The following is a 12,045-nucleotide window of genomic DNA, read 5'->3' on the forward strand; positions in this document are numbered from 1 at the left end:
TGTGCAACCCCACATCCTTTTCCACTTAACAATTATTTTGGGACCTTAGCTGGTGGTCTGGGCTGTTTCCCTTTCGACTACGGATCTTAGCACTCGCAGTCTGACTGCCGACCATAATTCATTGGCATTCGGAGTTTATCTGAGATTGGTAATCCGGGATGGACCCCTCACCCAAACAGTGCTCTACCTCCAAGAATCTTTATGTCGACGCTAGCCCTAAAGCTATTTCGGAGAGAACCAGCTATCTCCAAGTTCGTTTGGAATTTCTCCGCTACCCACAAGTCATCCAAGCACTTTTCAACGTGCCCTGGTTCGGTCCTCCAGTGCGTCTTACCGCACCTTCAACCTGCTCATGGGTAGGTCACATGGTTTCGGGTCTACGTCATGATACTAATTCGCCCTGTTCAGACTCGGTTTCCCTACGGCTCCGTCTCTTCAACTTAACCTCGCATCATAACGTAACTCGCCGGTTCATTCTACAAAAGGCACGCTCTCACCCATTAACGGGCTCGAACTTGTTGTAGGCACACGGTTTCAGGTTCTATTTCACTCCCCTCCCGGGGTGCTTTTCACCTTTCCCTCACGGTACTGGTTCACTATCGGTCACTAGGGAGTATTTAGGGTTGGGAGATGGTCCTCCCAGATTCCGACGGGATTTCACGTGTCCCGCCGTACTCAGGATACTGCTAGGTACAAAGACTATTTTAAATACGAGGCTATTACTCTCTTTGGCTGATCTTCCCAAATCATTCTTCTATAATCTTTGAGTCCACATTGCAGTCCTACAACCCCGAAGAGTAAACTCTTCGGTTTGCCCTTCTGCCGTTTCGCTCGCCGCTACTAAGGCAATCGCTTTTGCTTTCTCTTCCTGCAGCTACTTAGATGTTTCAGTTCACTGCGTCTTCCTCCTCACATCCTTAACAGATGCGGGTAACAGGTAGTACCTGTTGGGTTCCCCCATTCGGAAATCCCTGGATCATCGCTTACTTACAGCTACCCAAGGCATATCGTCGTTTGTCACGTCCTTCTTCGGCTCCTAGTGCCAAGGCATCCACCGTGCGCCCTTATTAACTTAACCTTATTTTTTGACCTTTCAGTCATAAACTCTTATTAATACTACAGCGTTTTCGGTTTATTTTCTTGTTACTATTTGATATAGATATTCAATTTTCAATGTGCATTACTTGGTGATCTCTCACCAATGGAGCCTAGCGGGATCGAACCGCTGACCTCCTGCGTGCAAAGCAGGCGCTCTCCCAGCTGAGCTAAGGCCCCACAAGACCTCTCAAGACTAAACAAGACCAATGCGCAGTTCCTTATCCTTAGAAAGGAGGTGATCCAGCCGCACCTTCCGATACGGCTACCTTGTTACGACTTCACCCCAATCATCTATCCCACCTTAGGCGGCTGGCTCCTTACGGTTACCTCACCGACTTCGGGTGTTACAAACTCTCGTGGTGTGACGGGCGGTGTGTACAAGGCCCGGGAACGTATTCACCGCGGCGTGCTGATCCGCGATTACTAGCGATTCCGACTTCATGTAGGCGAGTTGCAGCCTACAATCCGAACTGAGACTGGCTTTAAGAGATTAGCTTGCCGTCACCGGCTTGCGACTCGTTGTACCAGCCATTGTAGCACGTGTGTAGCCCAGGTCATAAGGGGCATGATGATTTGACGTCATCCCCACCTTCCTCCGGTTTATTACCGGCAGTCTCGCTAGAGTGCCCAACTGAATGATGGCAACTAACAATAGGGGTTGCGCTCGTTGCGGGACTTAACCCAACATCTCACGACACGAGCTGACGACAACCATGCACCACCTGTCACCTCTGTCCCGAAGGAAAACTCTATCTCTAGAGCGGTCAGAGGGATGTCAAGACCTGGTAAGGTTCTTCGCGTTGCTTCGAATTAAACCACATGCTCCACCGCTTGTGCGGGCCCCCGTCAATTCCTTTGAGTTTCAACCTTGCGGTCGTACTCCCCAGGCGGAGTGCTTAATGCGTTAGCTACGGCACTAAACCCCGGAAAGGGTCTAACACCTAGCACTCATCGTTTACGGCGTGGACTACCAGGGTATCTAATCCTGTTTGCTCCCCACGCTTTCGAGCCTCAGCGTCAGTTACAAGCCAGAGAGCCGCTTTCGCCACCGGTGTTCCTCCATATATCTACGCATTTCACCGCTACACATGGAATTCCACTCTCCCCTCTTGCACTCAAGTTAAACAGTTTCCAAAGCGTACTATGGTTAAGCCACAGCCTTTAACTTCAGACTTATCTAACCGCCTGCGCTCGCTTTACGCCCAATAAATCCGGACAACGCTCGGGACCTACGTATTACCGCGGCTGCTGGCACGTAGTTAGCCGTCCCTTTCTGGTAAGATACCGTCACAGTGTGAACTTTCCACTCTCACACTCGTTCTTCTCTTACAACAGAGCTTTACGATCCGAAAACCTTCTTCACTCACGCGGCGTTGCTCGGTCAGACTTCCGTCCATTGCCGAAGATTCCCTACTGCTGCCTCCCGTAGGAGTCTGGGCCGTGTCTCAGTCCCAGTGTGGCCGATCACCCTCTCAGGTCGGCTATGTATCGTCGCCTTGGTGAGCCGTTACCCCACCAACTAGCTAATACAACGCAGGTCCATCTGGTAGTGATGCAATTGCACCTTTTAAGCAAATGTCATGCAACATCTACTCTTATGCGGTATTAGCTATCGTTTCCAATAGTTATCCCCCGCTACCAGGCAGGTTACCTACGCGTTACTCACCCGTTCGCAACTCATCCGGAGAAGCAAGCTCCTCCTTCAGCGTTCTACTTGCATGTATTAGGCACGCCGCCAGCGTTCGTCCTGAGCCAGGATCAAACTCTCATTAAAAGTTTGAGTTCTCACTCATTTCTGCCACTGACAGATTTATTGTTTTTTTCATTGTTCAGTACTACAACCGTAGTTGTAGTGCCCTGCACATTGGTTCGTCTTGTTCAGTTTTCAAAGGTCTTTGTCACTCGCTTCTCTCAAGCGACAACTATATTAGTATATCACAGCTGCTTTCGCTTGTCAACACTTTTTTGAAATTTTTTTAAAACTTTTTTCATCAAGTGTTACAACCGCAACATACCATAGTCCGTACGGGATTCGAACCCGTGTTACCGCCGTGAAAAGGCGGTGTCTTAACCCCTTGACCAACGGACCAGAGTTGTTATTTTCAACTCTTACTATTATACCCACTTTTTAAACTTTGTCAACACCTTTTTTAAAATTTTTACAAATTTTTTCAAATCTCTAACTTCTCTGAAAGTTCTATAATGAAGTTAGCCACCCAGCTCTCCTAAAAATTAGATGGTTCAACTAGCTGATAGCTAGTCCTCGATTTCATTTGAAAAGAGGCTTGATGCTGTTAGGCTGGCGAGCCAAGGCTAAGATTAGCCTTGGTTTAGCTGACAAAACCGCTTCAAGGGTTCCTTTTGTCAAATGAAAGCTCGTCTAGGCATAAGAAAACACCTCTGTGTTATACCTGTTGTTCCACCACAAACACAAGAAAGGCACAGAGATGAATGACAATTATACTACAAAAGGCAAACATTTGACAATCGATAGCCGTCGCTTAATTGAACGATGGAAAAAAGAAGGAAAATCAAATAGAGAAATTGCTTCTCTACTTGGAAAAGCTCCTCAAACTATCCATACTGAAATCAAGCGTGGGACAGTCCGACAATGTCTTGGAAAAGGGCGCTTCAAAGCGGTTTATTCTGCCGACTATGCTCAACAGTCTTATGAAAATAATCGGAAGCGTTCGGTCAAGAAATCAAGCATGATTAAAACCAGTAGAACTTACCCTGACACGAGTTTCCACTGGTTTTTACGATTTTTATCAGACTAACTTCCACTTGGATTAGCAGTAGAACTTAGTTTGGGAATTTACCTTTTTTCAAGTACAGTTTTTCAAATTATAGTAAAAAGAGCCAGAATTGTACTGACTCTTCTATTGTTCATTAAACTTAGAAGCACGTTCTTCTCCCCACCAATAAGGGATTAGTTCTGCGACTTTAACTGTTTTTCTTGTATCATAGTCCATCATGAATTCTGCATCTTTATTTTCAGCATTCAGTTCTAAAAGGAATTCTCTACAAGCACCGCAAGGCATGGCTGAACTTCCACCATAAGGTGGTTTGTCTCGAAAGGCTAATACTTTTTTAACCTTAGTTTGTCCTGAAAATTGGTACATATTGAAGAGTGCAGCGCGCTCTGCGCAGAGATGGAAAACACCACAGGTTCCCTCCATACAGAAACCTGTAAATATTTGTCCATCTTCTGCTTCTACTGCGGCTACAACATGGTTGGCATAAACAAAATCCGATACTTCATGTGGATCGTATAGTTTCTGTGCTTCTTCGTACATCTTTTCCCAGATGTCCATTATTGTACCTTTCTTACTTAGAGATTTCCTTTAACATATTTTCGATATGCTGGATTGATTTTTTACGTCCAAGCAAGAAAATTGTATCTGGTAATTCTGGTCCATGCATTTCACCTGAAACAGCGATACGAATAGGCATGAAAAGATTTTTCCCTTTAATACCTGTTTCTTTTTGGACTGCTTTAATTTGTGGGAAGATATTCTCTGTTACAAATTCATCATCTGTCATCGCTTCAAGTTTTGCCTTAAAGGTTTCAAGAACTGTTGGAACTGTTTCACCCGCCATGACTTCACGCTCTGCTTCGGTCAATTCTGGAAAATCTGAGAAGAAGAGATCTGTCAATGGGATAATTTCATCTACTGATTTCATTTGTGGTTTATAGAGCTCAACTAATTTTTCAGCCTTGTCAGTCAATCGACCTGCTTCTTCTAGGAATGGTTTTGCCATTTCAAAGATAGTTTCTAGGTCTGCATTCTTGATATAATCATTGCTCATCCAGTCCAGTTTTTTCTGGTCAAAGGCTGCTGGAGACTTACTCAGGCGGTTTTCATCGAAAAGTTTAATGAGTTCTTCACGAGAGAAGATTTCATCTTCGCCACCTGGGTTCCAACCAAGAAGAGCAATAAAGTTAAAGACCGCTTCTGGAAGGTAACCCTTCTTACGGTAATCTTCGATAAATTGAAGTGTATTAGTATCACGTTTAGACAATTTTTTTCCAGTTTCAGAGTTGATAATCAAGGTCATGTGACCAAACTCTGGAGCTTCCCAACCAAGTGCTTCATAAACCATGAGCTGTTTTGGTGTATTAGCAATGTGGTCGTCTCCACGGATTACATGAGAGATTTGCATATCATGGTCATCGATGACAACGGCAAAGTTGTATGTTGGGTAACCATCTTTCTTTTGGATAACCCAGTCACCACCGATATTGGCACCTTCAAATTCGATATCACCTTTGACCATATCATGCCATTTGTAGATACCTGACTCATTGACAGCCAAACGAACAGTTGGGATAATGCCTGCTGCTTCACGTTCTGCGATGTAAGCCGCTTTTTCTTCTTCACTCATACCAAGGTATTCGTTGATATAGCGAGGTGTTTCACCTGCTGCTTCTTGGCGTTCGCGTTCAGCTGCCAACTCTTCTTCTGTGACGTAAGATTTGTAGGCTTTTCCTTCAGCTAACAGTTGGTCGATGTATTTTTGATACAAGTCCAAACGCTCAGACTGGCGGTAATTCTCATGTGTTTCTGGGCTTTCATCCCAATCCATGCCTAACCAACGAAGGTTTTCAAGCTGTGAACGTTCTCCATCCTCGACATGGCGTTTACGGTCAGTATCTTCGATCCGAATGATAAATGTTCCACCATGATGGCGGGCGTAAAGGTAGTTGAATAATGCTGTACGGGCATTTCCGATGTGTAATAGTCCTGTTGGACTTGGTGCGTAACGTACGCGGATATTTTTTGACATAGTTTCTCCTATAAAGTCTCTAGGCGTCTGCCTTGTTGCTCTCTATATTATATCACAAGTCTTGGCTGAGTCCAATTTCTATGGATAAAGAGAGTAAAAAGAGTGGGCAAACCACTCTTTTCTTCTATTATAGACGTGCGTTAAGTTCTTTGCTCAATTCTTCAAATCCTGGTTTTCCAAGAAGAGCGAACATGTTACGTTTGTATGCTTCAACACCTGGTTGGTCAAATGGGTTGATGGCATTCAAGTAACCAGAAAGGGCGATAGCCAATTCGAAGAAGTAGATTGTGTAACCAAGAGTGAAAGCGTCTTGCTCTGGAAGAGTCACGTACATGTTTGGTACATCACCATCTGTGTGGGCAAGAAGAACACCGTCAGTCGCTTTTTTGTTTACAAAGTCAACGTCTTTTCCTTGAAGGTAACCAAGTCCATCAAGATCTTCTTCCAAGCTAGGGATAATCACGTTCTTACGAGGTTTGTCAACACGGACAACTGTTTCAAACATGATACGAGTTCCTTCTTGGATAAATTGACCAAGTGAGTGCAAGTCAGTTGAGAAGTTGGCTGAAGTTGGGTAGATACCTTTTTGGTCTTTTCCTTCTGATTCACCAGCCAATTGTTTCCACCATTCTGAGAAGTATTGAAGTGATGGCTCGTAGTTTACCAAGATCTCAGTTGCATAGCCTTTACGGTAAAGGATGTTACGAACTGCTGCATATTGGTAAGCTTCGTTTTCAGAGATTTTGTCTGAAGTGTAGTCTTTGCGAGCTGCATTCGCACCTTCCATAAGGGCTTTGATGTCAGCTCCTGATGCTGCGATTGGAAGCAAACCAACGGCTGTCAATACTGAGAAGCGTCCACCGATGTCATCTGGAACAACAAATGTTTCCCAACCGTTAGCATCTGCTTCAACCTTAACCGCACCTTTTTGGCGGTCAGTTGTTGCATAGATACGTTTGTTAGCTTCTTCTTGTCCGTATTTCTTAACCAAGAGTTCTTTGAAAACACGGAAAGCGATAGCTGGTTCAGTTGTTGTACCTGATTTAGAAATCACGTTTACTGAGAAGTCTTTATCCGCAACGTACTCTACTAAGTCAGCAAGGTAAGTAGATGAGATTGAGTTTCCTGCGTAAAGGATTTGTGGAGCTTTGCGTTCTTCTTTTGTTTGCAAGTTAGCAAAGTGGTGGTTCAAGAAGTCAATTGCTGCTTTGGCACCAAGGTAAGATCCACCGATACCGATAACAACCAAAACATCGCTGTCTGACTTGATTTGCTCAGCAGCTTTCAAGATACGGTCAAATTCTTCGCGGTCGTAGTTTTCAGGAAGGTCCAACCATCCTAGGAAGTCGCTACCAGCACCAGTTCCTTTACGGATCAATTCATCTGCTGCTGTTACTTGTGATTGCATGTATTCCACTTCATGTGGTGCAACAAATTTGTCTAAAACTTTTGAATAATCAAATTTAATATGTGACATGTTATTCCTCCAATATTTCTTCTTTTCTATCATAACGCTTACCTTCGTTTTTTTCAAGTTTTTTTGTCGAATTTCTCCATTTTTTATCAGAATTCAAACGTTTGCGTAAAAATGCCGCATTCCAAAAATTTTGAAAAAATAAAAGAAAGAACGACTAGATGTCCCAGTCGTCACAGTTCATTCAATAAATACTCAAATAATTCTAAATTGCCATCTTCTTCATTAACCAGAAACTCTGGATGCCACTGCAAACCGATAATGCGGTGTTCATCGATAGATTCAATCGCTTCGATGGTCTGGTCTCTTGGATCAATAGCAGTTACACGAAAATTAGGTGCCAAATCTTTAATGCTTTGACGATGGACCGAGTTAACCTGACTTTCTTTTCCAAATAGCTTGGCCACCACGCTTCCCTCCACTGTCTCAATAGAGTGAGATGTTCCGAAAGGTAGGCCTTGCCAGTGACCTTCGATTTCTTGATTGAGGGTTCCACCAAAGGCAACATTGACAAGTTGAACACCGCGACAGATTGCCATAATTGGTTTATTCTGACGAAGCGCTTCTTTCAAGAGGGCCAGTTCAAACTCATCACGCACTAGATTGTAATCATCACTCTCGATGGTCTTTTTCTCTCCATAAAACTGAGGATGGACATTTTGACCGCCTGTCAAAATCAATTTGTCAATCATTTCCACATAATCGCGTACAACTGACTCATCACCAACAGGAATGACTAAAGGGAGACCACCGACTTGACGAATGCTCTCTGCGAATCTACAAGATACAGATGAATGAATGTTTTTTCCTTCTGCGTCTACGGGACATAGATTTGCAGCAACTCCTACAACCGTTCTAGCCATGATGCTTCTCCTTTCAAATATTAACACTCTTCGAAAATCTCTTCAAACCACGTCAGCGTCGCCTTACCGTATATATGTTACTGACTTCGTCAGTTCTATCTACAACCTCAAAGCAGTGCTTTGAGCAACCTACGGCTAGCTTCCTAGTTTGCTCTTTGATTTTCATTGAGTATAACGATAGTCCTATCATATCACTCAAAATGACTTTCGTCTAATATGTTTTTTTTAAGAATGTGATAAATATTTTTTATGGACAAGAAAAAGCTGCCCACATAGGACAACTTCTTTCTTATTCGAAAACAAATTGATTGTGATAAAGTTCTGAGTAGAAGCCACCTAGTTTCAAAAGTTCATGGTGGTTACCGCGTTCAATGACTTCTCCATCTTTAAGGACAATAATCTGGTCTGCATTGAGGATGGTCTTCAAACGGTGGGCAATGACGAAACTAGTTCTGCCTGCTACAACCGCCTCCATGGCATGCTGAATCTTACTTTCTGTCACCGTATCTACGTTTGAAGTGGCTTCATCGAGAATGAGAACTTCTGGATCTGTCATCAGGGTTCGAGCGATAGAAATCAATTGTTTCTGTCCTGTTGAAAAGATGCTCTGGTCATCATCTATAAGAGTATCGTACTTATCAGGTAAGCTTTCGATATAGTCGTGAATGTGGGTTGCCTTGGCTGCTGCCTCAACCATTTCTTGACTAGCATCTGGCACACCGAAACGGATATTGTCTCGAATCGTTCCGCTAAATAAGACCGAATCCTGCAAAACAATTCCCACCTTGCTTCTGAGACTATCTAAATCATAGTCACGAATGTCTTTGCCATCAAAATAAATCCCACCAGCATCAACATCATAAAAGCGATTGATGAGGTTCATAATAGTGGTTTTCCCTGACCCAGTCGGACCAACAACTGCTGTCATCTGACCTTTTGGAGCGGAAATGCTGACATCTTTCAAAATAGGTTTATCAGGCAAGTATGAAAAATCAATATGACTAATTTCAACACCTTCTTGCAACTTAGTGAAAATTGGAGCCTTTTCAGGTCGAATTTCTTCCTCTGCATCAAACATTTCCTGAATCCGTTCAGCACCTGTAAAGGCCAACTGAAGACTTCCCCAACTAGCTGCAACTTGGATAATAGGCTGGTAGTACTGCTGTGAAAATTGGGCAAACATAACAATCAAACCTAGGGCTGTACTAGTTTCAATAGTCTTATCATTTAATAAAACAGCTGAACCCGCAAAGATAACGATGGCTGTGTTAACCAGGCTCATCCCATTCATGACAGGGAAAAGAATTCCTGAGAACATTCTTCCTTTAAAGGTCGCCTTGCGCACGCGCTCATTTTGTTCAAGAAATCCTGCCATCATATCCTCTTGAATTCCTTGCACAATCACGGCTTTTTGGCCTGAAATACTCTCGTCCATATAGGCGTTGAGTTTCCCTACCTCTTTTTGCTGGAGGTTGGTGTATTTGCGTGCCATTTTCACGATGAAAATTAGCATGAGGAAGGCTACTGGTGTGCTGGCAATGGTGATGAGAGCCAGCGTCACATTCCTCGAAAACATGACAAGAATCAGACCAATGTATAAAACAATATTGCTCATGACCTGAATCAAGCTTTCGTTAAAGGCTTGGAGGATATTATCCAAATCACTGGTAAAACGAGATAAGATATCGCCATCTTGTCGGCGGTCAAAGAAAGAAACGGTCAAACGAGCCAATTTGCCAAAAAGACCTTTACGCATCTCGTTGGTCGACTCTGCAATCACGCGCGTCATGAGACACATGTATATGACACTGGAGATAAAGAGAAGCAAAACCAGCAGGCCTAGATTGACCATGATTCCTGATAGACTTTGCCAAACAAGTTCTGGACTGCCATCTTGATAAGCTTGAACTAAATTGGCTAGTTGCGTCACTGCTTGTCCAGAAAAGACCGGAAAGAGGGCTTGGGCAAGAGTCGCCAGAACAATCATCAGGATGACAACTACAAATGATAGCTTATAGGCTTTAAAATAATTCCAAAAAAATTGAACTGTCTTCATTTTACTCCTCCTTTCCTTTCTGTGTTTCGTAGATTTCACGGTAAACGGCATTGTTGGCAACCAAGTCTGCATGCGTACCTTGACCAATCAATCGTCCTTGATCTAGAACCAAGATTTTATCTGCATGAACAACCGAGCTAATCTTTTGAGCGATGATAATGGTTGTTGTTCCCTTCAAGTCCTTATTCAAGGCTTCTTGCACCAGGCGCTCTGACTTGGCATCCAAGGCCGAGGTCGAATCGTCAAAAATCAGAATACGTGGATTGCTAACAATCCCACGCGCAATCGACATCCTTTGTTTTTGCCCACCAGAGAAATTGGTTCCCCGTTCCTCAACTGGACTTTCAAAGGTTTTCTCCATACGATGAATGAATTCACTAGCCTGGGCAATATTAGCTGCGCGTTCCATTTCAAATAGAGTAGCATCTCCCTTACCCTGTCTCAAGTTATCTGCAATCGTTCCACTGAAAAGAATAGCACGTTGAAGAACGATAGAAACTGTTTTACGCAGGGTTCCTTCACTCACTTCTCGAATATCCTTACCTCCGATTTTGATAGAGCCTTCTTGCGGATCAAAGAGACGTGGAATCAATTGTGCCAAGGTTGATTTTCCTGCACCAGTCGCTCCAACGACACCAACCATTTGACCAGGTTCAATAGTAAAGCTCACATCTTTCAGCATCGGTTCCTTGTCCATTGGATAGGTAAAGGTCACATTTTCAAAGCTAAGACTACCGACCAACTCTTCATCTGGGACATCCTTGAAAGTCATGGCTGGCTCTGCATCCAGAATTTCTCGAATACGACGCATGGAAATCATGGCACGGCTGACAGAATTTCCCAAAAATCCAACCATAACAATGGTAAAGATAATCTGGCTTAGGTAATTGACAAAGGAAGCAATGGATCCAACAACTGACGGATCCGACTGAACCATCCCAGCAACTAGCCAAATAGAGAGGAAAACCGCCCCGTAGCCGACCAACATCATAAAGGGTTCCACTACTGAAAAGGCATAACCGATGTAAAGGTTTTGACCAAGAAGCTCGTCTGAAACCTCCGTAAACTTAGTAAATTGCTCTTTTTCTTGGACAAAGGACTTGACCACGCGAACGCCACGCAAATTTTCCTTGGCAATGGCATTGATGCGTTCAAGAAGGGTTTGAAACTTGGCAAAACGAGGCCCCATCATTCCCATCATGACGGCAGTCAAGCCAAAAATTAAGATTACCATGAAAACAATCACCCACCACAGAGAAGGTAAGGTTTGAACCGCCAGGATAAACGAACCGATGAACAAGAGGGGAAGTCTGAAAAGAATTTGGAAGGTCATCATGACCACGTTCTGAATCTGGTTGATGTCATTTGTCATGCGAACGACTAGATTTCCCGCATTAAATTGTTCAATATTAGCATAAGAAAAGGTTTGGATTTTACGGAAGGCATCCTCTCGAAGGTCAGATGAAACTCCTTGGGCAATATAGGCTGCAAGGACAACATTGAGCCCACCAGCAACCAGACCGACCAAGGCCACACCAATCAACCAAGCCCCGATACTATAAATGGCTTCATATTTCCCAGCAAGGAGGGCGTCTAACACTTCCTGCAGATAACGCGGTTGCAGAAGTGAACTAGCAACCATCAAGCCTGTCATCAGGAGCGAAGCCAAGGCCTGCCACTTGTAGGTTTTTATTTTCTGAATCAGCATACTTTCTCCTTAAAAAATAGACAAAAGGGAGCGACAATGTGTCAGCTCCTTCTCATTC

General features: G+C 43.7%; 6 protein-coding genes, 2 tRNA genes, 2 rRNA genes and 1 pseudogene (1 of these 11 cut by a window edge). 1 reads left to right on the plus strand and 10 read right to left on the minus strand.

Annotation, left to right across the window (positions count from 1 at the left end; translation table 11 throughout):
• The 4 genes from OC529_RS02800 to OC529_RS02815 form a co-directional block, all read right to left on the minus strand.
• Positions 1–1,078, minus strand: a 23S ribosomal RNA gene (locus tag OC529_RS02800) (it extends 1,823 nt beyond the left edge of the window).
• A gap of 124 nt (positions 1,079–1,202) precedes the next feature.
• A tRNA-Ala gene (locus tag OC529_RS02805) sits at positions 1,203–1,275 on the minus strand.
• Positions 1,276–1,326: 51 nt separating this feature from the next.
• Positions 1,327–2,872 (minus strand): 16S ribosomal RNA (locus OC529_RS02810).
• The 16S and 23S rRNA genes sit together here with 2 tRNA genes alongside, the layout of an rRNA operon.
• Before the next feature lie 243 nt (positions 2,873–3,115).
• Positions 3,116–3,187 (minus strand) — tRNA-Glu (locus tag OC529_RS02815).
• 358 nt (positions 3,188–3,545) lie between these two features.
• Between OC529_RS02815 and OC529_RS02820 the strand changes: the two are divergent.
• Positions 3,546–3,824, plus strand: a pseudogene (locus OC529_RS02820) (helix-turn-helix domain-containing protein); the annotation flags it as partial.
• 153 nt (positions 3,825–3,977) lie between these two features.
• On the opposite strand, the gene OC529_RS02825 reads toward OC529_RS02820, so the two are convergent.
• From OC529_RS02825 to patA, 6 genes are all read right to left on the minus strand, one after another.
• Positions 3,978–4,412, minus strand: a complete 435-nt coding sequence (locus OC529_RS02825; protein ID WP_173229738.1) for a cytidine deaminase family protein — start codon at positions 4,410–4,412, stop codon at positions 3,978–3,980.
• Between the two features lie 13 nt (positions 4,413–4,425).
• A complete protein-coding gene (gltX, locus tag OC529_RS02830) occupies positions 4,426–5,886 on the minus strand; it encodes a glutamate--tRNA ligase (RefSeq protein ID WP_173269882.1) in 1,461 nt (486 codons plus the stop codon).
• Between the two features lie 127 nt (positions 5,887–6,013).
• Positions 6,014–7,363: a glucose-6-phosphate isomerase gene (locus OC529_RS02835; RefSeq protein ID WP_000018268.1), complete on the minus strand. Its 1,350-nt coding sequence runs from the start codon at positions 7,361–7,363 to the stop codon at positions 6,014–6,016.
• Positions 7,364–7,533: 170 nt separating this feature from the next.
• Positions 7,534–8,223 (minus strand): gamma-glutamyl-gamma-aminobutyrate hydrolase family protein, encoded by a 690-nt coding sequence (locus tag OC529_RS02840; RefSeq protein ID WP_000124770.1) that lies wholly within the window; start codon positions 8,221–8,223, stop codon positions 7,534–7,536.
• A gap of 289 nt (positions 8,224–8,512) precedes the next feature.
• Complete coding sequence (gene patB / locus OC529_RS02845; protein ID WP_173229734.1) at positions 8,513–10,279, minus strand: multidrug efflux ABC transporter subunit PatB; 1,767 nt, start codon at positions 10,277–10,279, stop codon at positions 8,513–8,515.
• A 1-nt stretch (position 10,280) separates the two neighbouring features.
• Positions 10,281–11,987 carry a multidrug efflux ABC transporter subunit PatA gene (gene patA, locus OC529_RS02850; protein WP_173229731.1) on the minus strand — a complete coding sequence of 569 codons (1,707 nt, stop codon included), beginning with the start codon at positions 11,985–11,987 and terminating at the stop codon, positions 10,281–10,283.
• Positions 11,988–12,045: the final 58 nt, after the last annotated feature.

Source organism: Streptococcus sp. Marseille-Q5855, from assembly GCF_946901985.1.
GTDB lineage: Bacteria > Bacillota > Bacilli > Lactobacillales > Streptococcaceae > Streptococcus.

Coding starts and splice junctions, on each gene's coding strand:
- OC529_RS02825 (WP_173229738.1), bottom strand. CDS start 4,412: ATGGACATCTGGGAAAAGATGTACGAAGAAGCACAGAAACTATACGAT.
- gltX (WP_173269882.1), bottom strand. CDS start 5,886: ATGTCAAAAAATATCCGCGTACGTTACGCACCAAGTCCAACAGGACTA.
- OC529_RS02835 (WP_000018268.1), bottom strand. CDS start 7,363: ATGTCACATATTAAATTTGATTATTCAAAAGTTTTAGACAAATTTGTT.
- OC529_RS02840 (WP_000124770.1), bottom strand. CDS start 8,223: ATGGCTAGAACGGTTGTAGGAGTTGCTGCAAATCTATGTCCCGTAGAC.
- patB (WP_173229734.1), bottom strand. CDS start 10,279: ATGAAGACAGTTCAATTTTTTTGGAATTATTTTAAAGCCTATAAGCTA.
- patA (WP_173229731.1), bottom strand. CDS start 11,987: ATGCTGATTCAGAAAATAAAAACCTACAAGTGGCAGGCCTTGGCTTCG.